Source organism: Kitasatospora brasiliensis (genome assembly GCF_032654805.1).
GTDB classification, from domain to species: domain Bacteria; phylum Actinomycetota; class Actinomycetes; order Streptomycetales; family Streptomycetaceae; genus Kitasatospora; species Kitasatospora brasiliensis.
The window spans coordinates 559,414-585,600 of record NZ_JAUOOW010000004.1; the positions used below are offsets into that span (position 1 = coordinate 559,414).

26 protein-coding genes are annotated in these 26,187 nt (G+C 74.2%); 14 read left to right on the forward strand and 12 right to left on the reverse strand.

The genetic code is table 11. The annotated features are described in order from the left end of the window. The first annotated feature begins 358 nt into the window (after positions 1-358). The gene (locus QWJ13_RS18660; RefSeq protein ID WP_316525766.1) at positions 359-2,713 is read left to right on the forward strand and encodes a tetratricopeptide repeat protein; all 2,355 of its coding nucleotides are present in this window, start codon (positions 359-361) and stop codon (positions 2,711-2,713) included. A 26-nt stretch (positions 2,714-2,739) separates the two neighbouring features. Here QWJ13_RS18660 and QWJ13_RS18665 read toward each other — a convergent pair whose 3' ends face one another. Further along, positions 2,740-4,002 carry a serine hydrolase domain-containing protein gene (locus tag QWJ13_RS18665; RefSeq protein ID WP_316525767.1) on the reverse strand — a complete coding sequence of 421 codons (1,263 nt, stop codon included), beginning with the start codon at positions 4,000-4,002 and terminating at the stop codon, positions 2,740-2,742. 244 nt (positions 4,003-4,246) lie between these two features. On the opposite strand from QWJ13_RS18665, the gene QWJ13_RS18670 reads away from it, so the two are divergent. Further along, the gene (locus tag QWJ13_RS18670) at positions 4,247-5,161 is read left to right on the forward strand and encodes an alkaline phosphatase family protein (protein ID WP_316525768.1); all 915 of its coding nucleotides are present in this window, start codon (positions 4,247-4,249) and stop codon (positions 5,159-5,161) included. Positions 5,162-5,225: 64 nt separating this feature from the next. On the opposite strand, the gene QWJ13_RS18675 is transcribed toward QWJ13_RS18670, so the two are convergent. Next, positions 5,226-5,708 carry a nuclear transport factor 2 family protein gene (locus QWJ13_RS18675; RefSeq protein WP_316525769.1) on the reverse strand — a complete coding sequence of 161 codons (483 nt, stop codon included), beginning with the start codon at positions 5,706-5,708 and terminating at the stop codon, positions 5,226-5,228. A 102-nt stretch (positions 5,709-5,810) separates the two neighbouring features. On the opposite strand from QWJ13_RS18675, the gene QWJ13_RS18680 reads away from it, so the two are divergent. Beyond that, a complete protein-coding gene (locus QWJ13_RS18680) occupies positions 5,811-6,377 on the forward strand; it encodes a TetR/AcrR family transcriptional regulator (RefSeq protein WP_316525771.1) in 567 nt (188 codons plus the stop codon). Positions 6,378-6,394: 17 nt separating this feature from the next. On the opposite strand, the gene QWJ13_RS18685 is transcribed toward QWJ13_RS18680, so the two are convergent. After that, the gene (locus QWJ13_RS18685; RefSeq protein WP_316525772.1) at positions 6,395-7,198 is read right to left on the reverse strand and encodes an SDR family oxidoreductase; all 804 of its coding nucleotides are present in this window, start codon (positions 7,196-7,198) and stop codon (positions 6,395-6,397) included. A 98-nt stretch (positions 7,199-7,296) separates the two neighbouring features. Between QWJ13_RS18685 and QWJ13_RS18690 the strand changes: the two genes are divergently transcribed. Together QWJ13_RS18690 and QWJ13_RS18695 are read left to right on the forward strand one after the other, a co-directional pair. Then, positions 7,297-7,440 (forward strand): hypothetical protein, encoded by a 144-nt coding sequence (locus QWJ13_RS18690; RefSeq protein WP_316525775.1) that lies wholly within the window; start codon positions 7,297-7,299, stop codon positions 7,438-7,440. Continuing rightward, positions 7,433-7,597 (forward strand): hypothetical protein, encoded by a 165-nt coding sequence (locus QWJ13_RS18695; RefSeq protein ID WP_316525776.1) that lies wholly within the window; start codon positions 7,433-7,435, stop codon positions 7,595-7,597. The genes QWJ13_RS18690 and QWJ13_RS18695 overlap by 8 nt, the downstream gene beginning before the upstream one ends. Positions 7,598-7,601: 4 nt before the next feature. Here the strand turns inward: QWJ13_RS18695 and QWJ13_RS18700 are convergent, their stop codons facing one another. Beyond that, positions 7,602-8,930: a DUF5685 family protein gene (locus QWJ13_RS18700; protein WP_316525777.1), complete on the reverse strand. Its 1,329-nt coding sequence runs from the start codon at positions 8,928-8,930 to the stop codon at positions 7,602-7,604. A gap of 153 nt (positions 8,931-9,083) precedes the next feature. Between QWJ13_RS18700 and QWJ13_RS18705 the strand changes: the two genes are divergently transcribed. From QWJ13_RS18705 to QWJ13_RS18715, 3 genes are read left to right on the forward strand one after another with little or no spacing between them, the layout of a single operon-like run. After that, entirely contained in the window at positions 9,084-9,647 is a 564-nt protein-coding gene (locus QWJ13_RS18705) for a helix-turn-helix domain-containing protein (RefSeq protein WP_316525778.1), read from the forward strand. Beyond that, entirely contained in the window at positions 9,644-11,152 is a 1,509-nt protein-coding gene (locus QWJ13_RS18710) for an MFS transporter (protein WP_316525779.1), read from the forward strand. Before QWJ13_RS18705 ends, QWJ13_RS18710 begins: the two co-directional genes overlap by 4 nt. A gap of 28 nt (positions 11,153-11,180) precedes the next feature. Next, positions 11,181-11,873 carry an alpha/beta fold hydrolase gene (locus QWJ13_RS18715; RefSeq protein ID WP_316525780.1) on the forward strand — a complete coding sequence of 231 codons (693 nt, stop codon included), beginning with the start codon at positions 11,181-11,183 and terminating at the stop codon, positions 11,871-11,873. An 18-nt stretch (positions 11,874-11,891) separates the two neighbouring features. Here QWJ13_RS18715 and QWJ13_RS18720 read toward each other — a convergent pair whose 3' ends face one another. After that, positions 11,892-13,331, reverse strand: a complete 1,440-nt coding sequence (locus QWJ13_RS18720) for a DUF2252 domain-containing protein (protein WP_432277548.1) — start codon at positions 13,329-13,331, stop codon at positions 11,892-11,894. A gap of 161 nt (positions 13,332-13,492) precedes the next feature. Between QWJ13_RS18720 and QWJ13_RS18725 the strand changes: the two genes are divergently transcribed. Further along, complete coding sequence (locus QWJ13_RS18725) at positions 13,493-13,903, forward strand: ribosomal maturation YjgA family protein (RefSeq protein ID WP_316525782.1); 411 nt, start codon at positions 13,493-13,495, stop codon at positions 13,901-13,903. Positions 13,904-13,910: 7 nt separating this feature from the next. Here the strand turns inward: QWJ13_RS18725 and QWJ13_RS18730 are convergent, their stop codons facing one another. After that, positions 13,911-14,693, reverse strand: coding sequence for an SGNH/GDSL hydrolase family protein (locus QWJ13_RS18730; protein WP_316525783.1), 783 nt, complete (start codon positions 14,691-14,693; stop codon positions 13,911-13,913). 217 nt (positions 14,694-14,910) lie between these two features. Here QWJ13_RS18730 and QWJ13_RS18735 point away from each other — a divergent pair, with 217 nt between their 5' ends. Continuing rightward, entirely contained in the window at positions 14,911-15,804 is an 894-nt protein-coding gene (locus QWJ13_RS18735; RefSeq protein WP_316525784.1) for a 4Fe-4S domain-containing protein, read from the forward strand. Positions 15,805-15,992: 188 nt separating this feature from the next. Beyond that, positions 15,993-16,820: a dimethylargininase gene (gene ddaH, locus QWJ13_RS18740; protein WP_316525786.1), complete on the forward strand. Its 828-nt coding sequence runs from the start codon at positions 15,993-15,995 to the stop codon at positions 16,818-16,820. On the opposite strand, the gene QWJ13_RS18745 is transcribed toward ddaH, so the two are convergent. The 5 genes from QWJ13_RS18745 to QWJ13_RS18765 all read right to left on the reverse strand — a co-directional run bounded on the left by QWJ13_RS18745 (position 16,807) and on the right by QWJ13_RS18765 (position 21,530). Next, the gene (locus tag QWJ13_RS18745; RefSeq protein WP_316525787.1) at positions 16,807-17,502 is read right to left on the reverse strand and encodes a LutC/YkgG family protein; all 696 of its coding nucleotides are present in this window, start codon (positions 17,500-17,502) and stop codon (positions 16,807-16,809) included. The two genes, ddaH and QWJ13_RS18745, sit on opposite strands and share 14 nt — an antisense overlap. Continuing rightward, complete coding sequence (locus QWJ13_RS18750) at positions 17,499-18,914, reverse strand: lactate utilization protein B (protein ID WP_316525788.1); 1,416 nt, start codon at positions 18,912-18,914, stop codon at positions 17,499-17,501. The genes QWJ13_RS18745 and QWJ13_RS18750 overlap by 4 nt, the downstream gene beginning before the upstream one ends. Beyond that, positions 18,911-19,675 carry a (Fe-S)-binding protein gene (locus tag QWJ13_RS18755; protein ID WP_316525789.1) on the reverse strand — a complete coding sequence of 255 codons (765 nt, stop codon included), beginning with the start codon at positions 19,673-19,675 and terminating at the stop codon, positions 18,911-18,913. Before QWJ13_RS18755 ends, QWJ13_RS18750 begins: the two co-directional genes overlap by 4 nt. A 146-nt stretch (positions 19,676-19,821) precedes the next feature. Then, complete coding sequence (locus tag QWJ13_RS18760) at positions 19,822-21,003, reverse strand: globin domain-containing protein (protein ID WP_316525790.1); 1,182 nt, start codon at positions 21,001-21,003, stop codon at positions 19,822-19,824. Between the two features lie 74 nt (positions 21,004-21,077). Beyond that, positions 21,078-21,530: an RrF2 family transcriptional regulator gene (locus tag QWJ13_RS18765; RefSeq protein WP_316525791.1), complete on the reverse strand. Its 453-nt coding sequence runs from the start codon at positions 21,528-21,530 to the stop codon at positions 21,078-21,080. Positions 21,531-21,747: 217 nt separating this feature from the next. On the opposite strand from QWJ13_RS18765, the gene QWJ13_RS18770 reads away from it, so the two are divergent. The 3 genes from QWJ13_RS18770 (at position 21,748) to QWJ13_RS18780 (ending at position 25,286) form a co-directional block, all read left to right on the forward strand. Next, the gene (locus QWJ13_RS18770) at positions 21,748-23,400 is read left to right on the forward strand and encodes a YVTN family beta-propeller repeat protein (RefSeq protein ID WP_316525792.1); all 1,653 of its coding nucleotides are present in this window, start codon (positions 21,748-21,750) and stop codon (positions 23,398-23,400) included. 102 nt (positions 23,401-23,502) lie between these two features. Then, positions 23,503-24,159: a helix-turn-helix transcriptional regulator gene (locus QWJ13_RS18775; RefSeq protein ID WP_316525793.1), complete on the forward strand. Its 657-nt coding sequence runs from the start codon at positions 23,503-23,505 to the stop codon at positions 24,157-24,159. Beyond that, positions 24,156-25,286 carry an aminotransferase class I/II-fold pyridoxal phosphate-dependent enzyme gene (locus QWJ13_RS18780; RefSeq protein WP_316525795.1) on the forward strand — a complete coding sequence of 377 codons (1,131 nt, stop codon included), beginning with the start codon at positions 24,156-24,158 and terminating at the stop codon, positions 25,284-25,286. Before QWJ13_RS18775 ends, QWJ13_RS18780 begins: the two co-directional genes overlap by 4 nt. A gap of 87 nt (positions 25,287-25,373) precedes the next feature. On the opposite strand, the gene nagB is transcribed toward QWJ13_RS18780, so the two are convergent. After that, a complete protein-coding gene (gene nagB / locus QWJ13_RS18785) occupies positions 25,374-26,156 on the reverse strand; it encodes a glucosamine-6-phosphate deaminase (RefSeq protein ID WP_316525796.1) in 783 nt (260 codons plus the stop codon). Between the last annotated feature and the right edge of the window lie 31 nt (positions 26,157-26,187).

The window sequence follows — 26,187 nt, forward strand, 5'->3', positions numbered from 1 at the left end:
GCCTCGGCGTCGTCCTCGGCCGCACTGCGGCAGGTGTGACACCGCCCGCCGTACGCCCCGCCCGCTGCGGCCGCCCGCCCCCTCGCCGTGCTCGGCCCAGCGCCGCCCGTGGCGGGAATCCGCTGTTCGACCAGCGGAACCACAGGCGGAACCATCGGCGGTTCGCCCGCCGCCGAACTGCCCGCCCGCCCGTCACCCCGCCCCCGCACATCCCTTCTGACCTGGGCGGATACCCTGAGGGGCAGTCGGCTAGGAGGAACTCCCGGGCCGGGGCATACTTCTGCCTGGGGTGATCCGCCGGAGGCGGCTCCAGGCAGAAGTGCGGAACTGCGCAGGACCGAACGAGCGGGGGCGGGGCATGGCGGCCGGGGGCGGCACGGACACGGACGCGAGCGAGTTCAGCCGCCTGCTGGCCGGGCACCGGGTGGCGGCGGGGCTGACCCAGGAGGAGCTGGCCGCGGCGGCCGGGGTCAGCCTGCGCGCCCTCGGGGACATGGAGCGCGGCCGTACCCGCGGACCGCAGCGGCGTACCGTGCGGGCCCTGGCCGGGGCGCTCGGGCTGGACGGGGCGCGGGCGGAGGCGCTGGACCGGGCCGCGCAGTCCGGACGCCCGCGCGGGGTGCGTCCGGGCCCGGCTCCCGCCGCGAGGCCGGCCCGGCCGCGCCGCGCCGCCGCCCCGCGCGAAGCCGCCATGGACCAGCACCCGCCCGTCGAGGCGGGCCAGAGTGCCCTGGCGCTGCCCCGCGACCTCGCCGACTTCACCGCCCGTGAGGACGCCCTCGCCCTGCTCGCGGGCCTGGCCGGGGACGCGCGGCCCGCCCATCCCCGGGTGGTGCTGATCAACGGCCAGCCCGGCCTCGGCAAGACCGCTTTCGCCCTGCACGCCGCCCATGCGCTGGCCGAGCACTTTCCGGACGGCCAGCTCTCCCTGGACCTCGGCGGCATGTCCGCCCAGCCGCTGCCCGCCCGGGACGCGCTGGGCCAGGTGCTGCGCGCCCTGGGCGTCAAGGACGCCGCGGTGCCCGCCGGGACGGAGGAACGGGCCGGCCTCTACCGGGCGCTGGTCCGGGAGCGCCGGCTCGTCCTGGTGCTGGACAACGCCGCCGACGAGAGCCAGGTGCGCCCGCTGCTGCCCGGCTCCGGCCCGGCCGTGACCATCGTGACCAGCCGCAATGTGCTGCCCGGCCTGGAGTCGGTGCACCGGCTGAGCCTGGACGTGTTGTCCCCGGCCGAGGCGGCCGGTCTGCTGGCCCGGATCGCCGGCCGTGAGCGGATCGAGGCCGCGCCCGACGCCACCGCCGAACTGGCCAGGCTCTGCGGCTACTTGCCGCTCGCGCTGCGGATCGCCGGGCAGCGCCTGGTCGCCCGCCCCCAGCAGCCGGTGGCCCACCTGGTGCGCCAGCTCACCGCCGAGGAGAGCCGGCTGGACCTGCTGGAGACCGGCGACCTGGCCGTGCGTCCGGCCTTCGAGCTGTCCTACCGGCGGCTGCCCGTCGAGTCCCAACTGGTCCTCCGCCGCTGCGCGTTGACCGCCGGCCCGGACTTCACCGCGGAGATCGCCGCGGCCTACGCCGACCTGCCGGCGGCCCGTACCGAGCTGGTGCTGGAGCAGCTCGTCGACGCCGGGCTGATGCAGCCCGCCACCTCGGACCGCTACCGCCTGCACGACCTGGTGCGGCTCTACGCGGGCGAGCGGCTGACGGTCGACGAGGAGCCCCAGGAGCTGGCCGAGGCCCGTACCCGGGCCGGCCGCTGGATCCTCGGCCGGGCGGCGGAGTTCGGGCTCCGGTTCGATCCCGACCACGCCACGGCGCAGGCGGGCCCCGGCGGCGCGGCGCCCGCGCACCTCACCGAGGCGGCCGCCTGGCTGGAGTACGAGCACCCGGAGTGGCTGGCCGCCCTCCACCAGGCGCAGCGGGCCGGCCGCTACCGGGAGGTGGTGGACACCGCCGAGGCGATGCACTGGTTCTCCGACCGGCTGCTGAGCTGGGGCATCTGGGCCGAGGTGTTCCAGCTCTCGGCGGACGCCGCCCGCGCGATCGGTGACAAGCGGCTGCAAGCGGTGCACGTCAACTACCTGGCCTGGACGTACGTCACTTGTCTGCACCGCTACCAGCGCGGCATCGAACTGGCCGCGGAGGGACTGGAGTCGGCGGTCGCGGTGGGCGACCGGGAGCAGCAGGGCTGGGCGCTCACCTACCTCGCCTCCGGTCTGCGCTACCTCCAGCGGCACCGCGAGGCGACGGACGCCTTCCACCAGGCGGCGGACGCCTTCGCCGAGGTCGCCAGCCGTTCGGCGCTGATCGGCCGGCTGGTCACCCTGCGCGGCGCCGCCAACTGCCTGCGGGAGTCAGGGCGGGCCGAGGAGGCGGTGGAGTCGCGCCGGCGGGCGCTGGCCGGTGCGCTGGAGCTGGTGGAGCGCTGGTCCTCGCCGCTGATCCACCTGCTCGCGGCCATGACCGCGCACGAACTCGGCCTGGACCGCGCCGCGTTGAAGCGCTGGCCGGCCGCCGAAAAGGCCTACCGGCAGGCCCTGGTGCACTTCGAGGCGGTGGGCCGCCCGGACAGCATGACCAAGACCCTGACCGAACTGGGCACCGCGCTGATCGAGCAGGGCCGCGCCGAGGAGGCCCGCGAGCTGCTCACCGAGGCGCTCACCGACCTGAGCGCGGAGGGCCCCCGTTCAGTGCCGGGCGCGGGCACCCGGCACTGAACGGGACCACGTAGCGCGGCGCCCGGTCAGATCCGGGTGTCCTCCACCACCGGCAGCGAGTCGACCGGCGCCGTGGCCGGTGCGAAGGCGGTGCGCGGGGCCGCGGCGGGCTTCTTGCCGCAGAAGGCCGGCTCCAGGGTGTTCATCAGGCCCTGGGTCACCGCGCCGTTGTTGGAGGCGTTGGCGAAGAGCACCACGCTGCGCCGCCCGTCGGGGGTCGTGAAGGACTGGCTGTTGAAGCCCTGCACGATGCCGCCGTGCCCGTACACGTCCCCGCAGGAGAGCGAGATCCGGCGCAGGCCGAGGCCGTAGGAGATCTTCGCGGTGGGGGTGGGCAGGGCGGCGGTCATCTGCCGGAGCGAGTCGTCCGAGACGAGCCCGCCGTCGTTGCCGGCCGTCAGCGCGGTGAGGAAGCGGTCGAGGTCGCCGGCGGTGGAGATGACGGCCCCGGCGCTCCACACCCAGGAGCCGGTCTGCTCGGTGGAGTCCAGCAGTGGCTTCGTCCGGTCGTCGTTGGTGAGGTAGCCGGTGACGTGGGTGCCGCGGATCTTCTGGTCGGGCACCACGAAGGAGGTCCCGCGCAGGCCGAGCGGCTGGATGATCCGCTCGTTCAGCACCTCCGCGTAGGGCTGGCCGGTGAGGTGCTCGACGGCGAGGCCCAGCAGCACGAAGTCGGTGTTGGAGTAGGAGTAGGCGGTGCCGGGGGTGTACTGCACGCCGTGCTCGACCGACATCGCCACCAGCTCGCGCGGGTCGTACACGTTGGTGCGGATGCGCGCCTCGAACGCGCTGGTGGTCTCCTCGCCGGCCTGCTCCAGCAGGTCGTTGGTGTGGTCGTAGATGCCCGCCCGGTGCTCCATCACCTGGCGGCCGGTCATGGTCCAGGTCTCCGGGAGGGTGCCCTCGGGCAGGTACTCGCGCAGCGGCCGATCGAGGTCGATCCGGCCCTCCTGCGCCAGCTGCATCACGAGAACGGCGGTGAACATCTTGCTGTTGCTGCCGACCCGGAACCTCCACGAGGAGTTCATCGGGGTCCCGTTCAGGTCGGCCAGGCCGACGCTCACCGACTGGGTCCGCTCCGTGCCGCCGTGGTCGCTGATCACCGCGAAGGCGCCCGGGGCGCCGGAGGCGGTGGTGGTCTGGAGGGCGGTGCGCACACCGGCGAGGTCGGGGGAGGCCGCGTCGGCGGCGCCCTGGCCGGCGGCCGCGGCGGGCAGGGCACCGGTCGCCACCAGGACGGCGCCGGCGGCGGCCACCGCGAGGGGACGCAGAAGGCTGGTCTTCGCCATGTTCCTCGGTTCTCTCATCAGCTGACGCGGCGTCCGACCGCGCCGTTCCAAGATCACTATCCAGGTCGGGGCGGCCGCTGGCAATGTGAACCGGTTCGCCCGCATTTCGCGTTGTCGGTGGGGACTTGGGTGCTCGCACCGTTCGTTTCCCGCCCCGGGGGCAAGGTTTTACCTGCCGTCGCCTCCCCAAGTCGACGGCTGCGGTCGATGCTGTTCGGGCCGTTCCCCTACCCTAGGAATTGTCATGACTCCGTCCGCGAAGCTCGTGAAGCCCGTGAAGTCCGTGAAGCCCCGCTCCCGCCGCACCGCCACCGCGATCGGCTCCGCCGTCGCCCTGGTCGCCGCCTCCGCCGGCCTGTGGGCGGCGACCGCCTCCACCGCGCGGGCTGCCGCCCTGCCCGCGCCCGACCACATCGTCGTCGTGGTGATGGAGAACCACGCCTACTCCCAGGTCGTCGGCAGCAGCAGCGCGCCGTACCTCAACGGCACCCTGATCGCGGGCGGCGCCAGCCTCACCCAGTCCTACGGCATCACCCACCCGAGCGAGCCGAACTACTACGCGCTGTTCTCCGGCTCCACCCAGGGCCGGGTGGACGACAGCTGCGTGACGGTCGGCGGCTTCCAGAGCGCCAACCTGGCCTCCGAGGTGATCGCCGCCGGCAAGACCTGGGCCAGCTACAACGAGTCCCTGCCCAGCCAGGGCAGCACCGTGTGCAGCAGCGGCAAGTACGCCCAGAAGCACAACCCGTGGTTCGGCTTCGGCAACGTCCCGGTCAGCAGCGCCAAGACCTTCGCCCAGTTCCCGACCGACTACGGCACCCTGCCGAACGTCTCCTTCGTGGTGCCGAACCTGTGCAGCGACATGCACGACTGCTCGGTCTCCACCGGCGACACCTGGATCAAGAACAACCTTGGCGCCTACGCCGCGTGGGCGAAGAGCAACAACAGTCTGCTGGTCGTCACCTTCGACGAGGACAACAGCCTGTCCGGCAACCGCATCCCGACCGTGGTGTACGGCGCCCATGTGACGCCGGGCAGCAGCAGCTCCGCCACCTACAGCCACTACGACGTGCTGCGCACCCTGGAGGACCTGGCCGGCACCGGCGGCCACGCGGGCAACGCGGCCTCCGCGGGTGACATCACCGGCATCTGGAGCTGAGCCGCGGCGGTCACGTGCGGCCGCCGGCTCCGGTCCGTACGTGAGCCGGCGGCCGCTCGGCCGCTCAGAGGCCGAGTCCGTCGAGCCCCGGGTGGTCGTCGGGGCGGCGGCCGAGCGGCCAGTGGAACAGGCGTTCCTCGGCGCCGATCGGCACGTCGTTGATGGAAGCGTGCCGGCGGGCCATCAGGCCGTCGCGGTCGAACTCCCAGTTCTCGTTGCCGTAGGAGCGGTACCAGCGCCCGGCCCCGTCGTGCCACTCGTAGGCGAAGCGCACCGCGATGCGGTTCCCGTCGTACGCCCAGAGCTCCTTGACCAGCCGGTAGTCCAGTTCGCGCTGCCACTTGCGGGTGAGGAACTCGGCGATCCGCTCGCGGCCGGTGAGGAACTCGGAGCGGTTGCGCCAGCGGCTGTCCGGTGTGTACGCGAGGGCGACGCGCTGCGGGTCGCGGGTGTTCCAGGCGTCCTCGGCGGCCCGGACCTTCCGGCGGGCGCTCTCCTCGGTGAACGGGGGCAGGGGTGGGCGCTGCTCGGTGCCGCTCTCGGGCATGGTGTCGCTCCTCGGAATGGTCGTTCCGTCGGCGAGAACGATCGTTCTCGCCGTGCTGGCTACGATAGGAGAACCATCGTTCTCACGCAAAGGGCATGGCAGATGGAGCAGGAAGACCCGCGGACCCGGATCCTCGACGCCGCCGAGGAGCTGTTCTACGGCCAGGGCGTCCAGGCGGTCGGCATGGACGCCGTCCGGGCCGCCTCCGGCATGACCATGCGCCGCGTCTACCAGCACTTCCCGTCCAAGGGCGACCTCGTCGAGGCCTACCTGCGACGCCGCGACGGCCGCTGGCGGGCGAGCCTCGCCCTGTACGTCTCCCGGGCCGGCGGATCTCCCCGGGAACAGCTGCTCGCGGTCTTCGACTGGCTCGGCGAATGGTTCGCCGAACCCGGCTTCCGGGGGTGCGCCTTCGTCAACGCGCTCGGCGAGCTGGGCGCCGCCAGCCCCGGCGTGGTGGCCGCCGCCCGGCACCACAAGACGGAGTTCAACGCCTACCTCGCGGGCCTGGCCGAGGCCGCCGGAGCCCCGCCCGCCACGGCCGTCCACCTGTCCCTGCTGGCCGAGGGGGCGATCACCAGCGCCGCCGTGCACGGCGATCCGACGGCGGCCGCCGATGCCCAGGAGGCCGCCCGGCTGCTGCTGGACGCGGCGGTGCCGGCCCGGTAGCCCGCCCGGCAGCGTCCTTACGCCAGGCCCCCGTTGCTCGTCAGCAGCTGCCCGTTGACCCACCGCCCCCGCGGTGAGCAGAGGAAGTCCACCAGGTGCGCGGCGTCCTGCGGGGTGCCGAGCCGGCCGAGGGGTGTGCGCCCGCGCAGCTCCTCCCGGGTGCGCTCGTCCATCCAACCGGTGTCCACCGGGCCCGGGTTGACGACGTTGGCGCTCACCCCGAGGTGGGCGAACTCCTGGGCGGCGGCGAGCACGATGCGGTCCAGCGCGCCCTTGCTGGCGCCGTACGGGAGGTTGCCCACGGTGTGGTCGCTGGTCAGCGCGACGATCCGGCCGCTGCCCGGGGTGCCGGTGAAGCGGCGGCCGAACTCCCGGACCAGCAGCCAGGTGGCGCGGGCGTTGACCGCGACGTGCCGGTCGAAGCTCTCGACCGTGGTGTCCAGCAGGCCGGAGTCGACGGATTCGCAGTGGCAGAGCACCAGGGCGGTGACCGGTCCGAGCCGCCGCTCGGCCTCCGCGAACACCCGCCCGGGTGCCTGCGGGTCGGCGAGGTCGGCCTCGATCGGGACGGCGCGGGCGCCGTGCTCGCGCAGGCCGCGGACGATGTCCGCCGTCGCGGACTCCTCGGCGCCCCAGGGCATCCGCCGGTCGTAGGCCGTCCAGTGGGTGAAGGCGAGGTCCCACCCGGAGGCCGCGAGCCGCCCGGCGATCCCGGCGCCGATGCCGACCGTCCGGCCCACCCCGGTCACCAGGGCCACCGGGCGGGGGAGTCGGGGCGCCGGGTGGTGTTCGGGCGCGCGGTGGTGCTGATGGTGCGTCATGGACCGGGATCGTTCCGGGTCGAACCGGACCGGGCAAGTGCTTATCGCCCGAACGCGCGTTTATCGCCCATTGATCGTCTCCGTCTAGCCTCGGGCCCATGGACGAGAGGACGGCCGAGCGGCCGGGGGCATTGCCCGAGGGACGGATGACGGAGCAGGACACCGAGCGGTTCCGGCAGCTGCTGGCGCGGCTGGAGGAGTCGCTGGCGGGGGACCGGAGACTGGCGGGGCGCGATGCCTGAGTGCGCCGAGCCGCGGCCGGTGGCGGTCCTGCCGCTCTGGCGGCGCGGCGAGGCCGGGCAGGAACGGAACGCGGACCGGCCCGGGGTGCTGCGGGGGCACCCCGGGCCGGTGCCGGCCGGTCAGGCGCGGGAGGCCGGCGCCGTCCGGAAGGGCTGACCGCTCAGTTGCAGCCGTCGCAACAGCAGCCGTCACAGCAATCGCAGCCGTCGCAGTCGCAGTCGCAGCCGGTGCAGCAGTTGGGGTCGCAGGAGCCGCAGTCGCAGTCGCAGCAGTCGTTCCGTTCGCAGAAGCCCTCGCGGCGCTTGCGGCTGAACGGATCGTCGTGGTCGCAGCAGAGCAGCTGGCAGGTGCAGGCCATCAGCGCCCACGCCGCGCACCCGGCGAGCAGGTTGCGCGGGTTCGGCGGCTTCTCGCCGGGCGGGGTGAAGCCGGGGCCCTGCGGCACCCACGGCGGGACGGGCGCCTGGCCCGGCGGCGTCTCCTGCGGCGGCGCCTGGTGCGGGTGCTCGCCCAAGGCGCCGCCCGCCGTGCCGCCCGCGGTGTCGCCCATGGTCTTGCCCGTGATGACGTCCGCGGTGTCGGCCGCCGCGTGGCCCGCGGTGCCAGGGCGGCGGCAGCTCGCCCCGTGCCGGGCCGACCCGAAGACCCGCTCCACCGCGCGCTCGGTCTCGTGCGCGAGCAGTACGCGCACGAGCGTGCGGTCCGTCAGCTCGACCTCGCGCAGCGCGAGCCGGATGCCGTGGACGGCGTCCCGGCAGAGGCGCTCGGCCTCGGCGCGGTCGGTGCCGGTGGCGGTCAGCGGGTTCCAGGCGCCCGAGGCCGCGTCGGCGGCCTGGTCCTCGGCGGCGTCCAGGAGGTGGGCGAGCCGGCCGAACAGCCGCCCGGCCTCGGCGAGCGGGGCCGTGTTGCCGGGGCGCCCGGCGATCACGGCGGTGTGCGCGAAGGCGGCCGAGGTGGCCGTCTCGGTGGGCTCGGTGACCAGCAGGACGGACCCGCCGGGCCGCAGTGACCGCTCCAACTCGCTCTGCCGGGAGGCCGCGTCGAGCAGCACGGCGGTGTCGAAACCGATGGTCGAGGCGCTGCCCGCACTCTGTCGGTCCCAGCGCCGGGTGACGGCCCGGGCCCCGGCGGCGACCGGGCGGCGGGCGAAGACGCCGTCGCGGTCCTCGACGTGGTCGCGGATCTTCACCGAGGCGAGCGTCAGCGAGACGGCGGCGGCGAGCCGGGCGCCCTCGCCCTTGGCGACGGAGGCGGTGCGCATGCCGCGCAGCGGACAGGGACCGGCGGTGCGCCGCCAGGAGGAGTCCTCCCGGGCGGCCTGAGCCTCCACCAGCACGGAGATGATCAGACCGTCGTAGTTGGTCGCCGTCCTGGCGAGCTGCCCGTGGTCGTCCCGAAGTGCCAGACAGAGCCCGCACAGGTGCGCCATCCAGGAGGTCTGCAAGCGCTCGGACAGTCGATGCCTGCACGGTCTGATGATGCCGAACACGCTGGTCCCCCTCGCTTCGTGGGCCGCCGACCGGCCCCGATTCGCCGAACATCATATGATTGGCGGCCCTTTCGGGCCGGGGTCGTGAACCGGTGAGCGGCCGTGCGCCGGACCCTCGCGAGTCGATCTCAGATCCGGGATAGCATCGCGAATATGGGAATCGACATGGCCGCGGACGAGCGGCTGGCGGAACGGCTCGCCGAGCTCAGGCTCGAACGCGGGTGGACCTTGGAGGAGTTGGCCCGGCAGGCGGACATCAGCCGGTCGACCCTGTCCCGGGTGGAGCGGGCGGAGGTCAGCCCGACGGCGGCGCTGCTCGGGCGGCTGTGCGCCGTGTACGGGCGGACCATGTCGCGCCTGCTCGCCGAGGTGGAGTCCGGCCCCTCCCGGCTGGTGCGGGCCGAGGACCAGCAGGTGTGGCGGGACGAGGCGACCGGGTTCGTCCGCCGCTCGGTCTCGCCGCCGCACGGCTCGCTGCGGGCAGAGGTCATCGAGGGCCGGCTGCCGGCCGGCGCGGACATCGCCTACGACCGCCCCTGCACCCCCGGCCGGGAGCACCACCTCTGGCTGTTCGAGGGGCACCTGGAACTGACCGTGGACGGCGAGGCGCAGCCGCTCGGCCCCGGCGACTGCCTGCGCTACACCGCCGGCACCAGCCGCTTCCGCAGCCTCGGCCCGGGCGAGGCCCGCTACGCGCTGGTGGTGGTCGAGCCATGAGCGCCGCCACCGGCCCGATAGCCAGGGGGCCCGAACGGTCCGGACCGTCGAAGGAATCCAAGGAGCGCTTCGACGCCACCGGGCGCCGGGTCCTGCTGGTCTGCGTCGCGGGCGGCTTCACCACGCTGCTCGACCAGTCCGTCCTCAACACCTCCATCCCCGCGCTGCGCGAGACCCTGCACGCCGGGCCCGCCGACCTCCAGTGGATCGTCGCCGGCTACTCGCTCGCGTTCGGCCTCGCGCTGATCCCCGGCGGGCGGCTCGGCGACGTCAAGGGCCGCAAGTGGTTCTTCGTCAGCGGCCTCGCCCTGTTCACCCTGGTCAGCCTGGTCTCCGCGACCGCCACCGAGCCCGGGGTGCTGATCGCCGCGCGGCTGCTCCAGGGCGCGGGCGCCGGCCTGGTCAACTCCCAGATGATCGGCACCCTCCAGGACGTCTTCGACGGCCAGCTCCGGGCCCGCGCCCTCGGCATGTACGCCGTCACCGGCGGCCTCGCCTTCGCGCTCGGCCCGCCGATCGGCGGCGCGGTGCTGGCCCTGGCCGGCCCCGAGCACGGCTGGCGGCTGACCTTCCTGCTGAACGTCCCGTTCGGTCTGGCCACCGTCGCCCTGGCGGCCCGCCACCTGCCCAAGCCCCGCCCCAGCACCCGGCACGCCGACCTCGACGTGCTCGGCCTGCTGCTGGTCGCCGCCCTCACCCTGGCCCTGATGCTGCCCTTCGTCCGCCCGCCCGGCTGGACCGGCTGGCTCGCCTTCGCCGCCGCGGCCCTGCTGCTGCTCGGCGCGCTCGCCCGATGGCAGCGCCGCTACGCCCGGCGCGGCGGCCACCCGCTGATCCACCCGGCGCTCACCCGTTCCGCGCCCTACGCGCTCGGAACGGCGACGGCGATGGCCCAGTTCGGTGCCTCGCTGGCCGCCTCGCTGGTCCTGACCATGTTCCTCCAGGACGGCCTGGGCCTGAGCCCGATGGGCGCCGCACTCGTCGCGCTGCCCTCCGCCGTGGCCATGGGCGTGGCCTCCGCGCTCGCCTGGCGGGTCGTCCAGCGCTACGGCCGGCGCACCGTCACCTTCGCCATGGCCGGCTCCGCCCTCGCCATGCTGCTCAGCGGACTGCTCGCCCACGGCACGCCCGCCGCCCTGCTGCCCTGGCTGCTGGCGCTGCTGCAACTGCTCGGCGGCGCCTCGATCGGCCTGATGGGGCCCACCAACCAGGCGTACGTGCTGCGCCACGCGCCCGCCGAGGCAGCCGGAGTGAGCGGGGCGATCCTCCAGATGGCGCAGCGGATCGCCGCGGCCGTCTCGGTCTCGGCGCTGTCCGGGGTCTACCTGCGGGAGACCGCCAGGGGCGGCGGGCACCGCTGCGCCTATCTGACGGCGAGCGTGGTCTGCGCCGCGGTGGCCGGACTCGCCGTCCTGGCCTCGGTGTTGGCGGGCCGCGCCACGGCCCGGGAACAGGGCGAGGGCGAACCGGTCGCGATGAGCCGAGGGCGAACGCCGACCCGGTAGCGGTGCCGCGGCGCGTAGCGTGACGGGCATGACCGACGTACGGAACCGCACGGTGGACCTGCCCGGGGTGACACTCGCCTACCGCGAGAGCGGACGGCCCGGCGGGCCGCCACTGGTGCTGCTGCACGCCCTCGGCGAACGCGCCGCCGACTGGGACACCGTCCTGCCCGACCTCGCCCCCGCCCACCGGGTGTACGCCCTCGACCTGCGCGGCCACGGCGACAGCGCCCGTACCGCCGGCTACTCGCTGGAGGCCATGCGGGACGACGTGCTGGCCTTCCTCGACGCCCTCGGCCTCGCCCGGGTCGACCTGGTCGGCCACTCGATGGGCGGCGCCGTCGCCTACCTGCTCGCCCAGGCCGCGCCGCAGCGGATCGACCGGCTGGTCCTGGAGGACGTCCCCGCGCTGTACCCGCGCCCGGGGAGCGCGCTGCCCGAGGACCCGGACCCGGGCGTGCACTTCGACTGGGCGATGGTCCGGGCGGTCAGGGCCCAGCTCGACGACCCGGACCCGGCCTGGCGGGAGGGCCTGGCGCGGATCACCGCCCGCACCCTGGCGGTCGCCGGCGGCGCGGCCAGCCACATCCCGCAGGAACGGATCGCCGAACTCGCCCGGCTGATCCCGGACTGCCGACTGGTCACCATCGAGGCCGGGCACCTGGTGCACGGTGCCCGGCCCGCCGAATTCGTCGCCGCGGTGGCGCCGTTCCTGGCCCGCTGAGCCGCCCCTGCGACCGGCTCAGACGCCGTGCTCGACGGGCAGCCGGCCGCTGCGCACCGCCGTCAGCAGGTCGGCGTGGTCGGCCTCGGTGCGGTCCGCGTAGGCCACGGCGAAGGCGGCGACCGCCTCGTCCAGCGCCTCGCTCTTGCCGCAGTACCCGGCCAACAAGCCTGGGTCGGCGGTGTGCGAGTGCGCCCGGGCCAGCAGGGCGCCGGTGATCCGGGCGTAGTCGTCCAGCTGGCCCGGCAGCAGCGCGGCCGGGTCGACGCTGCCCTTGCGGTTGCGGAACTGCCGTACCTGGTACGGCAGTCCGTCGACCGTGGTCCAGCCGAGCAGGGTGTCGCTGACCACCTGCATGTGCTTCTGGCCGAGCACCACCCGACGGCCCTCGTGCCCGTCCGGCGCCGTCCGCGCCCCGCCCGGCAGATACGGCAGCAGGGCGGACGGGCGGGCCTCCTTCACCTGGAGCACCAGCGGCTGGTCCCGGTGGTCGGTGAGCAGCACCACGTACGAGCGGGTGCCCACGCTGCCGGTGCCCACCACCCGGAACGCCACGTCCTGCACCCGGTAGCGGGACAGCAGCATGCGCACCTCGGGCGCCACCGTCTCGACGTACGGGCCGAGCGCGTGCGCGACGGCGCGGGCGGTCGCGTCGGTCACCTCGGTGAGCACCGGGGGAGCGGCGGTGAAGCGCCAACCACCGTCCGCGGTACGGGTGGTGTTGCGGGCGGCGAACCGTGCGCTGGTGTTGCCCAGGGCCTTCGCGCCGACCTTCCGCAGCACCTCGGCGAGGTCGTGCGCCTCGGCGAAGGAGACCAACTGCTCGTCCGCGATGGCGTTCCAGGCGTCCAGCGCGGGCAGCTTGGCGAGCGTGCGCACGGTGCGGCGGTAGGAGCCGGCCGCGTGCCGGGCGGCCTCGCGCGCGGTGTCCTCGCTCGCCCCGGTCTCCCGGGCGGCCAGCACCAGGCTGGCGGCGAGCCGCTTGAGGTCCCACTCCCAGGGGCCGGGCACGGTCTCGTCGAAGTCGTTGATGTCCAGGACGAGTTGGCCGCGCGCATCGCCGTACAGGCCGAAGTTCGCGGCGTGCGCGTCCCCGCACAGCTGCGCGCCCACCCCGGTCACCGGCGTGGCCGCGAGGTCGGCGCCCATCAGGCCGGCCGACCCGCGCAGGAACGCGAACGGGGTGGCGGCCATCCGGCCGACCCGGATCGGTACCAGCCCGGCTATTCGACCGGTGTTGGAGGCCTCCAACGCCGACACGGCCGTCGGACGGCAGGGCGCGGGTGCGAACTCCGCGTGCCGCTCCCGGGGCACCAGCTCCCGTAGCGCCTTGCCCCGCTCCCGCGCCCGCCCGTCCTGTGTCGAGGCGAACCCGCCCACGGCGAACCCGCGCCGGGTCCGCTCCTCCCGCTCCGTCTCGGCCGCTTCGGCTGTTTCGGCCCCACCCACGTGCGCCACTGCTCCCCGTCCCTCCGGTGCTCACCCCGCCCACGACCTGCGCGGACGTTCGTCGGGGGGAGTGACGTACGGCGCCGCGCGGTGGTTCCGGCGGGCGGGGGTCCGGTTGTGGAGCGCGGAGGCGGCGCGGGGCGCATGGGGCGCGCGGTAGCGTGAGGCGGGTGGATGATCTCCGGGGGAGCCTGCAAGCCCGTGTGCCGGCCGCGTTGGCGGCCGTGTTGACCGTGACGGCCGGACTCGGGGTGCGGGCGGTGCTCCCCGGCGACTTCGCCAAGTACGCCGGGGACGCGCTCTACACCGTCCTGCTGTACACCCTGGTCGTGCTGGCCGCGCCACGGGTCCGCCCCGTCCGCGCCGCCGCTCTGGCCGCCGCGCTCAGTTGGGCGGTCGAGCTGTTCCAGCTCACCGGCCTGCCGGACGCCTGGGGCCGGCAGAGCGCCCTGGCCCGGCTGGTGCTGGGCTCGACCTTCAACCCGCCGGACCTCTTCTGGTACCTGGTCGGCGCGGGCTGCGCCGGGCTGACCCACCGGCTGCCGCGGACCGTGCGAGCCGCGGCAGCCGACGAAGCCTGACGATTCGTCAGAGCGGCAGCAGCTCCGGCCGCTTGGGCTCAAGGTTGTCGCCCGAGGACTCGCCGCGCAGGCGCCGGCCGACCCAGGGCAGCAGGTGCTCGCGGGCCCACTGGATGTTCTCCCGCCGCTGGTCGGCGGGGGTGAGCATGCGGGCGTCCGGCCACGGGGCCTCCGGGTCCTGCTCGGTGCGCAGGCCCAGCGAGCGGGCGGCCAGCAGGGCGACCCGCTGGTGTCCCTCGGGGGACAGGTGGAGGCGGTCCTCGCTCCACGCCCGGCGGTCCTGCACCGCGCGCAGCGACCACAGATCGGCCACCTTGCAGCCGTTGCGGTCGGCGACGGCGCGCATGTGCCCGTTGTAGGTGGCGATCTTGCCGCGCAGGTGCTTCAGCAGCGGCACGTCCTTGGTGTCGAAGCCGGTGCAGATCAGCACCGTCCCGGCGTTCTCGGCGAGTCGGACGACGGCGGCCTCGAAGCGCTCGGCCACCTCGTCCGGATCGGCGCCCGGCCGGAGGATGTCGTTGCCGCCCGCGCAGAAGGTGACCAGGTCGGGCTGGAGGCGCTGGACCTGCGGCACCTGCTCGGCGGCGATCTGGTCCAGCAGCCGGCCGCGCACGGCGAGGTTGGCGTAGCGGAACTCGCCCGGCGGGCGGCCGCCGGCCAGCAGTCCGGCGAGCCGGTCGGCCCAGCCGGCGAACCTGCCGTCGACGCCGGGGTCGTTCAGACCCTCGGTGAAGCTGTCCCCGAGGGCGGCATACGAATCGAGGTCAAGGGTCTCCTGGAGATTCGGCATGAAGGAGATAGTTCACCCAATCAAGTGACCTACGCCACCGTAGGTGACCTCGGCGGCACGTGAGATGGGCCACGTGCCCCTGCGCGGCGTCACCGGCCCGCAGAGAGCCCGCCCCCGGACAGCACAAGATCCGTGCCCCTTCCGCTTCCCGGCCCGCCCGGCGGATGCTCGAAGGGAGCGGCCGACCCGGCCGCCGTCCTGCTGGGGGAAGGCAGCCATGACCACCGACCCGCGCCCCGACCCGCCCGAGCACTGGTCCATCGACGACCGGTGCACCAACTGCGACGTCGCCCGGCAGCTCGCGCCCGGCCTGGTGCGCGAGCACGCGGGCCGCTCCGAGCTGGTCCGCCAGCCGCACGGCGCGGCCGAGCGCCGGCAGCTGCTCGCCGCCGCCCACGCCTGCCCGACCCGTTCCATCCGCCCGGGCGCCGGACGGCTCGACCCGGCCGAGGACCCGTTCCCGCTGGCACTCGACGACGGCCTGCTGCTGCTCGGCCACAACTCCCGCCGCACCGCGGGCGCCAACTCCTACCTGTGCCGCCGTCCCACCGGTTGGGTGATGGTCGACACCCCGCGGTACAGCGAGGCCCTCGCGGCCCGGTACGCCGCGCTCGGCCCGGTCAACGACGTCCTGCTCACCCACCGCGACCACGCCGCGCACGGCCGGGCGTACGCCGACCGGCTGGGCGCCCGGCTCTGGATCCACGAGGGCGATCTGGAGGCCGCACCCGACGCCGACCGGGTGCTGCGCGGCACCGGGCCGACGGAGGTCTCGCCCGGTCTGGTCGCCCACCCGTTCCCCGGCCACACCCGGGGCAGCGTGCTCTTCCTCGCGGACGAGCGGTACTGCTTCAGCGGCGACAGCCTGTACTGGTCCCGTACAGCCGGGGACCTGGCGGTGGTGGAGTCGGTGACCTGGTACTCGATCGAGGAGCTGGCCGCCTCGCTGCGCCGCGGCCTCGGCGCGCTGCGCTTCGAGTGGCTGCTGCCCGGCCACGGCGACCGGCGCCGGATGACCGCCCAGGAGGCGGACCGACGGCTGCGGGCGCTGGCCGAGCGCTGCCGGGAGCTGCGGCCGAGGCCGGTGGACTTCACCGCGGTCCGCTGGTAGCGAGCCGCCGTCAGTGCCAGTGCGCCGGTGCCTGCGTCGGGTGCGCGGGGGCGTGCGACTGCCCAGGGCGCCCACCCGGGTGTGCGAACGGTGCCCCCGGGGCAGCCGCCTTGGGAGCGAAGGTGTCCGGCCCTGTGAACCCCGAACTCCGTACGGCGAACTCCCCGCGATCCAAGGATGGTTGAGTCATGCTCACGCAGACCCCGGAGCGCCACGCCCGGCCGCGGCGCTATCTGATGTGTCGGCCGACGCACTTCACCGTGGACTACGCGATCAACCCGTGGATGGACCCCACCCAGCCCACCGACACCGCGCTCGCCCTGCGCCAGTGGGAGCGGCTCTACTGGACGCACCGCCGGCTCGGCCACACCGTCGAGCTGATCGACCCGGTGCCCGGCCTGCCCGACATGGTGTACGCCGCCAACGGCGCCACCGTGCTGGACGGCCGGGCCCTGGTCGCCACCTTCCGCTACCCGGAGCGCGCCGCCGAGTCGGAGGCCTACCAGGCCTGGTTCCGCGAGCGCGGCTACCGTGAGGTGCGCCGCGCCGGCCACGTCAACGAGGGCGAGGGCGACCTCCTGGTGGTGGGCGGCCGACTGCTCGCCGGGACGGGCTTTCGCACCTCGCGCGCCGCGCACGCCGAGGCCGGCGAGCTGTTCGGCGTCCCGGTGGTCAGCCTGACCCTGGTGGATCCGCGCTTCTACCACCTGGACACCGCGCTGACGGTGCTCGCCGACGACCACGTCATGTACTACCCGGAGGCCTTCGACGCCGACAGCCGTTCCGTGCTGCGCGCGCTCTACCCGGACGCGATCCTCGCCGACCGGGCCGACGCCGAGGTGTTCGGGCTCAACGCGGTCTCGGACGGCCGCCGGGTGGTGCTGCCGGAGGCCGCCAAGCACCTGGCCGGCCGCCTGGTCGAGCACGGCTACCAGCCGGTCCCGGTGGACGTCTCGGAACTGCTGAAGGGCGGCGGCGGAGCGAAGTGCTGCACGCTGGAGCTCAGGCCGGAGTGAGGCCGCCCGCCGCCGTGACCAGCAGCACCTCCAGGGTGCGCGGCCCGTGCACCCCCTCCACCCGGTCCAGCTCGATGTCGCTGGTCGCGGACGGCCCGGAGATCCAGGTCTGGGGCCGTACCGGATCGAGCCGGGGCAGTGCGAGCGGCACCGAGGCGACGACCTGTTCCGGCGCCCGCACCACGCAGACGTGATGGTCGGGGACGAGGGAGAGCAGCCGCCGTCCCTGGCCCGGACCGGCGTCCAGCACGATCGTCCCGGTCTCGGCGACGGCCAGCGCGCAGTCGGTCACCACGCTGTCCACCGCGTCCAGCCGGGCCGCGGTCAACGTCCCGTCGTCGGGGAGGAGTTCGATGCCCTGGGTCGCGGCTTCGGCGAGCCAGCCGGCCGGCAGCCCGGCGGGCACCACGACCGTCCGGCTGCCCCGGTCGAGCAGCAACCCGGCGATCCGGCCTGGCAGTTCGCCCTCCTGGCAACGGTGTACCAGGGCCCGGTAGTCGGCCAGGTTGCGGTGCAGCAGGTCGAGCAGCGCGGCCGGGTCGTCCGTCGGCACGTGCGCCGCCAGGTAGTCGCGGGGCAGCGGCTGTTCGGCCACGGCGGCGGTGTCGCCGAGCGCGGCCCTGATCCGCCCGAGGATCAACTCCCGGGAGTTCCGGTGGCTTTGTGGGAATGGATGGCTCATGTGCGGTTCCTCCGCCACCAGTCGCGGAACGGTTCGGCGGGCACCTCCGGGAGGTCCCGGGTGTCGGTCCAGGCCCGCCCGGGGCCGGGGAGTCGGCGCGGGTGCAGTGCCCGGGTGCGCCCGGCCAGCCGCTCGGCGACGGTGAGCGCAGCCGGGTGGTCCAGTACGAACCCGGCGGCCGCCATCGCGGCCCGCTCCAGCGGGTGCCCGCCCTGCTCGGCGACCCGCTCGCGCAGGTGCACCAGCACCTCGGGGATGTCGATCGCCACCGGGCACACCTCGTAGCAGGCCCCGCAGAGCGAGGAGGCGTACGGCAGCGAGGCATCCACCGGGCTTGCGGTACCGCGCAGTTGGGGTGTCAGGATGGCGCCGATCGGCCCCGGATAGACCGAGCCGTAGGCGTGCCCGCCGGCCCGCTCGTACACCGGGCAGACGTTGAGGCAGGCCGAGCAGCGGATGCAGCGCAGCGCCTGCCGGCCGATCCGGTCGGCGAGCGCGGTGGTGCGGCCGTTGTCCAGCAGCACCAGGTGGAACTCGGACGGGCCGTCGCCCGCCGCCGTCCCGGTCCAGAGCGAGGTGTACGGGTTCATCCGCTCGGCGGTGGAGGAGTGCGGGAGCAGTTGGAGGAACACCTCCAGGTCCCGCCAGGTCGGCACGACCTTCTCGATCCCGACCACCGAGATCAGGGTGCGCGGCAGGGTGAGGCACATCCGGCCGTTGCCCTCGGACTCGACCACCACCAGGGTGCCGGTCTCGGCGACCATGAAGTTGGCGCCGGAGACGGCGACTTCGGCGCGCAGGAACTTCTCCCGCAGGTGCAGTCGGGCGGCCTCGGCGAGTTCGGCGGGGGAGTCGGTCAGGCCTCTGGGCGCCGGGCGGCCCCAGGCGGCCATCCGCTCGGCGAAGATCTCCCGGATCTCGGCGCGGTTGCGATGGATCGCCGGTACCAGGATGTGCGAGGGCCGGTCGTCGCCCAACTGCACGATCAGCTCGGCGAGATCGGTCTCGTAGGCGGTGATGCCCTCGGCCGCCAGCGCCTCGTTGAGCTCGATCTCCTGGGTGGCCATCGACTTGACCTTGACGATCTCCGACTGGCCGGTGGCCTTGACCAGCCCGGCGACGATCCGGTTGGCCTCCTCGGCGTCGGCCGCCCAGTGCACGGTGCCGCCGGCCGCCGTGACGGTCTCCTCCAACTGGACCAGGTAGCGGTCGAGATGGCGCAGCGTGTGGTCCTTGATGGCCTTCCCGGCGGCGCGCAGCTGCGCCCAGTCGTCGAGTTCGGCGACGGCCCTGGCCCGCTTGTCGCGGATGGTGTGGGTGGCGTGCCGCAGATTGGCGCGCAGCTGCCCGTCGCGTACCGCCCGGGCGGCGGCCTGGGGGAACGCGGGCATGCCGAGGAAGGTGCCGGTCATCGGGAGGGCCTCCACGGGTGGGCCTCGGTGCTGGCCAGGATCTCCGCCAGGTGCAGCGGCCGCAGCGGCGCGCGCCGGCGGCGCAGGGTGGCGCCGAGGTGCAGCAGGCAGGAGTTGTCGGCGCCGCACAGTACCCGGGCGCCGGTGCCGAGGGCGTTGGCGATCTTGTCCTCGGCCATCGCCGCCGAGACGGCCGCGTTCTTGACCGCGAAGGTGCCGCCGAAGCCGCAGCACTCCTCGGCCCCGGGCAGCTCGACCAGCTCCAGCCCCTTGACGGCGCTCAGCAGCCGGCGCGGGCGATCGCCCAGGCCGAGCAGGCGCAGGCCGTGGCAGGAGGGGTGGTAGGTGACGGTGTGCGGGAAGTGCGCGCCGACGTCCTCGACGCCGAGCACGTCGATCAGGAACTCGGTCAGCTCGACCACCCGGGGCGCCAGTTCGGTGGCCAGGTCGGCCAGTTGGGTGCCCCGGCCCTCGGCGGCGGCCCGGGCGCCGATCCGGGGGTAGTTGTCCCGGACCATCGCGACACAGGAGCCGGAGGGCGTCACCACGTGGTCGTACCCGGCGAAGGCCTCGGCCGTGCGCCGCACCAGCGGCTCGCAGGCCCCGCGGTAGCCGGTGTTGTACTGCGGCTGCCCGCAACAGGTCTGCCCGGCGGGGAAGTCCACCGTCACGCCGAGGCGCTCCAGCAGCCGGACGGTGGCCACCGCCGTGCCGGGGAACAGCGCGTCGTTGACGCAGGTGGCGAACAGTGCGACCCGCATCCGGGCTCCCTCCTGACGAACTCCCGCCGTGGGCACGGGGCGTACGGACGTACGCACGCCCAACGGCACCGGACCGCTCGTGATCGTACCGAGCGGACCGGTGCCGCGGTGGGACCTCAGCCGTCAGGCGTCGGAGGCGTGGATGCTCAGGCGCCGAGCCACAGGTCCGGGCCGAACACCTCGTAGTGGATGTCCGCCGCCGGGACGCCCGCGGTCAGCAGCTGCTCGCGGACGGCGCGCAGGAAGGGGAGCGGGCCGCAGAGGTAGGCGGTGGTGCCCGCCGGGACCTCGACGGTGGAGAGGTCGACCCGGCCGGTGCGCTCGGCCGGCCACTCGCCGAGCGGCTGCTCGTAGAAGACGTGCGAGGTGGCGTTCGCCAGGGTGCCGGTCAGCTGGGCCAGGTCGGCGCGGAAGGCGTGGCTCAGCTGGTCGCGGTCGCCGTGCACCGAGACGATCTGCCGGGTGGAGCCGGTGGCGGCCAGGTGGTCGAGCATGGCGGTCATCGGGGTGTTGCCGATGCCGGCGGAGGCGAGCAGCACCGGGCCGTCGCCGTCGGCCAGGGCGATGTCGCCCAGCGGGGGCGCCAGCTCGACGGTGTCGCCGGCCTTCAGGTGGTCGTGCAGGTGGCCGGAGACCTCGCCGCCGTTCTCGCGCTTGACGCTGAAGCGCAGCGCGCCGTCGGCGTTGCCGGAGAGGCTGTACTGGCGGATCTGGTGGGCGCCGTCGGCCAGCTCGGTGCGCACCGAGACGTACTGGCCGGGGCGGAAGGCCGGCACGGTGCCGCCGTCGGCCGGGCGGACCAGGTAGGTGGTGACGGCCTCGGTCTCCTGGTGGCGGGCGACCACGGTGTAGGTGCGCCACAGGTCGGCCGGGTCGCCGCCGGCGGCGACCTCGGCGCGCAGCCGGTCCTCGATGGCGATCAGCGCGTTGGCCATCAGCCAGTAGACCTCGTCCCAGGCGGCGGCGACCTCGGGGGTGACGGCCGCGCCGAGCACCTCCACGATGGCGGCGAACAGGTGCTCGTGGACGACCTTGTACTGGTCGCTGTTGATGCCGACCGAGACGTGCTTGTGGGCGATGCGGGCGAGCATCGCGTCCGGCCGCTGGTCCGGGTTGGCGAGCAGCGCGGTGGCGAAGGCGGCTATGGAGCCGGCCAGCGCCTCGCGCTGGGTGCCGTTGGCCTGGTTGCCCCGGTTGAAGAGGTCGCGCAGCAGCTCGGGGTGCGCGGCGAACAGCCGGTCGTAGAAGACCGGGGTGATGTCCCCGATGGCGGCGCCCACGACGGGCAGGGTGGCCTCGACGACCTCGGCGGACTTCGCGGACAGCATCAGATGAGCCCCTAACTGGTATCTCAGATTCGCATTAAAGGTCGCGCGGTGCCACGCGGCCCCGGATGGGCGGATCAGTCGGTGGTATCGATGGGTCGGGCAGTGAGGCTGAGCAGGACCGGGCCCGTGGGGGAGGCCACCAGGTCGTCGATGGAGAGGTGGTCGAGCGCGGCGAAGAACGCCTCCTGGGCGGTTCGCAGCGCACCGCGCAGCCGGCAGGCGGCCCGCAGCGGACACGGCGGGTCGTCCTCACAGCCGACCACGTCGTTGACTCCCTCCAGCTCCCGCAGCAGCAGTCCGAGGGAACCGGTCCGCCCGGCGAAGGTGATCATCAGCCCGCCGCCGCGCCCGCGCCGGGCCTCCACCACCCCCAGGTGCTGAAGCCGGCTGACCACTTTCGCCGCGTGGGTGTACGGCACGCCGACCGACTCGGCCACCTCGCGGGTGGTCGGGTTGTCGCCCTCGCCCTGGACGGCCAGTCGCATGGCGATCCGTAGGGCGATGTCGGTGCTCTTGGTCAGCCTCACGTTGGGAACGTTACATAACTCGACTCTTCGACTCCAATTTCTTGCACGACTTCGACCGAGACGCTCGTCACATGGCTTCGAGTAGCGATCGAAACTGAACAGTTGGCGACATTAGTAGTCACGCCCTGACGGAAAGTCAGGGCGGCTCTTACGCTTCCCCCGGCTCCGAACATCACCACACCCGCACCGTTCGCACCGCAGAGCAGCTGGAGAGACCGTGAGAACACCCCGCCCGTCCCGCCGCACCCGGACGGCCGTGGTCGCGATAGCCGCGACCACGGCCGCACTGCTGTCGCTGCCCGCGACGCCCGCCGGCGCCGTCACCCCGCCGCCGGCCCTCGCCGCGCACCTGGCCGTCGCGCCGTACCCGGCGGGCGTCGCGCTGGCGCCGGACGGCGGCCACGCCTACGTGACCAGCCAGAGCAGCGGCACCGTGAGCGTGCTGGACACCGCGAGCAACACCGTGACCGGCAGCTTCACCGCCGGGAGCGGCTCCTACGCCGTGGCCCTCTCGCCCGACGGGCACCGGGCCTATCTGACGCACCACCTGGACGGCACCGTCAGCGTCGTGGACACCGCGACGAACACCGTCACCGCGACCGTCCCGGTCGGCGCCCAGCCCTGGGGTCTCGCCCTGGCGCCGGACGGCTCGCGAGCCTACGTGAGCAACGCGGACGCGAACACCGTGAGCGTGCTGGACACCGCCACCGACACCGTCACCGCGACCGTGCCGGTCGGCGCCGAGCCGCACGGACTGGCCGTCTCGCCGGACGGCAAACGGCTGTACGTCGCCGCCTCCGGCGGCAAGGCGGTGACGGTGGTCGACACCGCGAGCAACACGGTGAGCGCCACCGTCCCGGTCGGCCACGGCGTCTTCGGCCTCGCGCTCAGCCGGGACGGCAGCCGGCTGTGGACCGCCGACGGGGACGACGGCACCGCCGCCGTGATCGACACCGCGGCCGGAACCGTCCTCGGCACCGTCGCGGTCGGCTCCGGCCCCTATGCCGTCACCCTCTCCCCGGACGGCACGCGCGCCTACGTGTCCGACTACGCCGACAACGCCCTGAGCGTGCTGGACACCGCGAGCCGGACGGTCGCCGCGACCGTCCCGGTGGGCGCCAGTCCGTACAGCCTGGCGCTGACCGCCGACGGGCGGCGCGGCTACCTCGCCGACTTCACCGGCAACGCCGTCGACGTGCTGGACTTCCCGCTGCCGCTGCCGGACGTCACCGCGATCACCCCGAACGGCGGCTCCGGGACGGGCGGCACCACGGTGACCATCACCGGCACCGACCTGGCCGGCGCCACCGCGGTGACCTTCGGCGCGGCCGGCCCGGCCACCTCCTTCAGCTGCACCAGGACCAGCTGCACCGCGACCGCCCCCGCCACCACCGTCACCGGGCCCGTGGACGTGCGGGTCACCGGGCCCGGCGGCACCAGCGCGGCCGTCGCCGCCGACCGCTTCACCTACACCGCCCCCGCCGCCCACCTGGCCGTCGCGCTCACCGCGACCCCGGTGACCGGCCTGCTCTCCAGCCGGGTCGACTACACCGTCACCCTCACCGGCCAGGGCCCCGACCCGCTGACCTCGGCCACCGTCACCGCCGACCTGCCCACCGGGCTGACCGCGACCTCCGGCGACTGCACCGTCGCCGCCGGGAAGCTCAGCTGCGCGCTGACCGCACCGCTGGCCAAGGGCGCGAGCACCACCCGGCACTTCTCGATCGCCGTCGGCCTGCTCTCGCTGCTCCGCAGCTGGGACGTCACGGTGGCCCGCACCGCCGGAGCGCCCGCCGACCCCTCGCCCGCCACCAGCCGGGACACCCGCAGCTGCTCCGCCGTCCTCGGGCTGCTGATCACCTGCACCTGACGCCCGTTCCGACCCGGCCAGGGCCCCGCCGAAACCCTTCGGCGGGGCCCGGCCCACTTCCACCCCTGGACGAACCGTCCGATCCGGACGTACAGTCCAGCCATGCCCGCAGAAAACCCCGACCCGCGCGTGCGGACCTGGTCCCCGGTCTGCCGAGCGGTGGCCCTGCTGCTCGGCCCGTACGCCGAGGTGGTGCTGCACGACCCCGGGACCGACCGGGTCCTCGCCATCTGGAACCCGATGACCCCCCGAGCCCCCGGAGACCCGTCGCTGCTCGGCGAACTCGACGGGATCGACCCCTCCGCCCCCGACGTCTACGGCCCGTACGAGAAGCTGCTGCCCGACGGCCGCCGGCTCTCCTCGGTCAGCGCCGTGCTGCGCGACGACGCCGGGAAGCCCGCCGCGGTGCTCTGCGTCAACCTCGACCGGGGCCCGCTGGAGCAGGCCGCCGCCCTGCTGGCCGGCTTCGCGGCCCCCACCGCCCCGCGCCCCGAACCGCTCTTCGAGCGCGACTGGACGGAGCGGATCAACGACGTGGTCGGCGGCTACGTCCGCGACCGGGGGCGCCCGCCGGAGCGCCTCACCCGCGAGGACCGGCTCGCCGTCCTGGCCGAACTCGACCGGGCCGGGGTGTTCGCCGTCCGCCGGGCCGTCCCCGTCGTCGCCACCGCGCTGCGGATCTCCCGTTCCACCGCCTACAGCCTGCTCGCCGAGCTCAAGCAGCACCCCGCAGGCCCCACGAAGGAGCACCACCCGTGACCCAGCTGCCCGACTTCCGGCTCGAAACCCACTTCTCCCGCTGGGAGTTCACCGCCCGGTACCACCTCACCGCGTCCGACGCCCAGACCATGACGATGGCCGAACTGCTCGCCCTGGCCGGCCCCGAGGACCGCGAGGCCTGGGACACCCTGGCCCTCGGCTACACCGAGACCTTCGGCGACCCCGGGCTGCGCCGCGCCATCGCCGGGATGTACGAGCGGGTCGACGAGGACGACGTGATCTGCTTCGGCGGCGCCCAGGAGGGGCTCAACCTCGCCATGCAGGTGCTCCTCGAACCGGGGGACCACGCGGTGGTGCTGACCCCCAACTACCAGTCCGCGGAGACCGTCCCGCTGTCGCTGTGCGAGGTCACCGGCGTCGCGCTGGACGCCGAGCGCGACTGGGCGCTGGACCTGGACGCGGTCGAGGCGGCGCTGCGGCCGAACACCAAGGTGGTGTCGGTCAACTTCCCGAACAACCCGACCGGCGCGGTGATCGACGCCGCCGACTTCGTGCGGCTGGCCGAACTCTGCGACGAGCGCGGCATCCGGCTCTTCTCCGACGAGGTCTACCGCGGCCTGGAGCGCGACCCGGCCCGCGCGCTGCCTCAGGCCGCCGACCTCTCCGAGCGGGCCCTGTCGCTCAACGTCACCTCCAAGTCGCTCGGCCTGCCCGGCCTGCGGATCGGCTGGATCGCCTGCCGGGACCGGGAGCTGCGCACCCGCCTGGAGCGGGCCAAGCACTACACCACGATCTGCAACTCGGCGCCGAGCGAGGTGCTGGCCCGGATCGCGATCACCGCCAGGGACGGCATCCTGGCCCGCAACCGCGCGATCATCGCGGAGAACCTGCCGCTGTTCGACGCGTTCTTCGCCGAGTTCGCCGACCTCTTCGAGTGGCGCGCGCCGGACGGCGGCTGCGTCGCCTTCCCGCGCTACCTGGGCCCGGACGGCGTGGGGGAGTTCTGCACCGCGCTGGTCGAGCAGGCGGGCGTGCTGCTGTTGCCCGCCGAGATCTTCCGCTCGGAGCTGACCGGGACCCCGGCCGACCGCTTCCGGATCGGCGTCGGGCGGCGCGACCCGGCCCCGGGCCTGGAGGCCTTCGCCGACTGGCTCCGCAAGCGCTGAGACCACGGACGGAAGCGGCCGGGGCGCCGGCCACCGAGGGATTCGGTGGTCGGCGCCCCGGCCGTCAGGGCTGTCGCCCGGGAGTGCTCAGAGCTTCTGCCAGGCCGGCTTGGCCGCGTAGGTGTCGCGGAAGTAGTCGGCGAGCTTGAGGCGGGAGGCGGCCGCCTCGTCCACCACCACGGTGGCGTGCGGGTGCAGCTGGAGCGCCGAGGCCGGGACGGCCGCGGCCAGCGGGCCCTCGACGGCCAGCGCGACGGCCTCGGCCTTGGCCTCGCCGGTGGCGAGCAGGACCAGGTGGCGGGCCTCCAGGATGGTGCCGATGCCCTGGGTGATGACGTGGTGCGGGACCTGGTCGATGCTGTCGAAGAAGCGGGCGTTGTCCACCCGGGTCTGCCGGGTCAGGGTCTTGATCCGGGTCCGGGAGGAGAGCGAGGAGCAGGGCTCGTTGAAGCCGATGTGGCCGTCCGTGCCGATGCCGAGCAGCTGGAGGTCCACACCGCCGGCCTCGGCCAGCGCGAGGTCGTAGGCGGTGGCGGCCGCGGCGATGTCGGCCGCGTTGCCGTCCGGGCCCAGGAAGGAGTCCTCGGTCAGGCCGAGCGGCTCCACGACCTCGCGCAGCACCACGGAACGGTAGGACTCCGGGTGGCCGGCGGGCAGGCCGACGTACTCGTCCAGCTGGCAGATGCGCGCCTTGGTGGCGTTCAGCCGGCCGTCGCGGACCCGCTCGGCCAGGGCCTGGTAGATCGGCAGCGGGGTCGAACCGGTCGCCACGCCGAGCAGGGCGTCGGGCTTGTCGGTCAGCAGATCGGTGATCGCCGCGGCGATGAGTTCGCCGGCCGCTCGGGCGTCAGGGACGATCACGATTTCCATACTGGGTCCACCGTTCTGAGGCGAGTCTGAG

Bases quoted from the DNA above. Each gene is read 5' to 3' on its own strand.
- QWJ13_RS18705 (WP_316525778.1), top strand. From the start codon at position 9,084: ATGGGAATCGACATGGCCGCGGACGAGCGGCTGGCGGAACGGCTCGCC.
- ddaH (WP_316525786.1), top strand. From the start codon at position 15,993: ATGCTCACGCAGACCCCGGAGCGCCACGCCCGGCCGCGGCGCTATCTG.
- QWJ13_RS18735 (WP_316525784.1), top strand. From the start codon at position 14,911: ATGACCACCGACCCGCGCCCCGACCCGCCCGAGCACTGGTCCATCGAC.
- QWJ13_RS18755 (WP_316525789.1), bottom strand. From the start codon at position 19,675: ATGCGGGTCGCACTGTTCGCCACCTGCGTCAACGACGCGCTGTTCCCC.
- nagB (WP_316525796.1), bottom strand. From the start codon at position 26,156: ATGGAAATCGTGATCGTCCCTGACGCCCGAGCGGCCGGCGAACTCATC.
- QWJ13_RS18750 (WP_316525788.1), bottom strand. From the start codon at position 18,914: ATGACCGGCACCTTCCTCGGCATGCCCGCGTTCCCCCAGGCCGCCGCC.
- QWJ13_RS18680 (WP_316525771.1), top strand. From the start codon at position 5,811: ATGGAGCAGGAAGACCCGCGGACCCGGATCCTCGACGCCGCCGAGGAG.
- QWJ13_RS18745 (WP_316525787.1), bottom strand. From the start codon at position 17,502: ATGAGCCATCCATTCCCACAAAGCCACCGGAACTCCCGGGAGTTGATC.
- QWJ13_RS18675 (WP_316525769.1), bottom strand. From the start codon at position 5,708: ATGCCCGAGAGCGGCACCGAGCAGCGCCCACCCCTGCCCCCGTTCACC.
- QWJ13_RS18670 (WP_316525768.1), top strand. From the start codon at position 4,247: ATGACTCCGTCCGCGAAGCTCGTGAAGCCCGTGAAGTCCGTGAAGCCC.
- QWJ13_RS18715 (WP_316525780.1), top strand. From the start codon at position 11,181: ATGACCGACGTACGGAACCGCACGGTGGACCTGCCCGGGGTGACACTC.
- QWJ13_RS18665 (WP_316525767.1), bottom strand. From the start codon at position 4,002: ATGGCGAAGACCAGCCTTCTGCGTCCCCTCGCGGTGGCCGCCGCCGGC.
- QWJ13_RS18730 (WP_316525783.1), bottom strand. From the start codon at position 14,693: ATGCCGAATCTCCAGGAGACCCTTGACCTCGATTCGTATGCCGCCCTC.
- QWJ13_RS18710 (WP_316525779.1), top strand. From the start codon at position 9,644: ATGAGCGCCGCCACCGGCCCGATAGCCAGGGGGCCCGAACGGTCCGGA.
- QWJ13_RS18775 (WP_316525793.1), top strand. From the start codon at position 23,503: ATGCCCGCAGAAAACCCCGACCCGCGCGTGCGGACCTGGTCCCCGGTC.
- QWJ13_RS18760 (WP_316525790.1), bottom strand. From the start codon at position 21,003: ATGCTGTCCGCGAAGTCCGCCGAGGTCGTCGAGGCCACCCTGCCCGTC.
- QWJ13_RS18685 (WP_316525772.1), bottom strand. From the start codon at position 7,198: ATGACGCACCATCAGCACCACCGCGCGCCCGAACACCACCCGGCGCCC.
- QWJ13_RS18660 (WP_316525766.1), top strand. From the start codon at position 359: ATGGCGGCCGGGGGCGGCACGGACACGGACGCGAGCGAGTTCAGCCGC.
- QWJ13_RS18695 (WP_316525776.1), top strand. From the start codon at position 7,433: ATGCCTGAGTGCGCCGAGCCGCGGCCGGTGGCGGTCCTGCCGCTCTGG.
- QWJ13_RS18690 (WP_316525775.1), top strand. From the start codon at position 7,297: ATGGACGAGAGGACGGCCGAGCGGCCGGGGGCATTGCCCGAGGGACGG.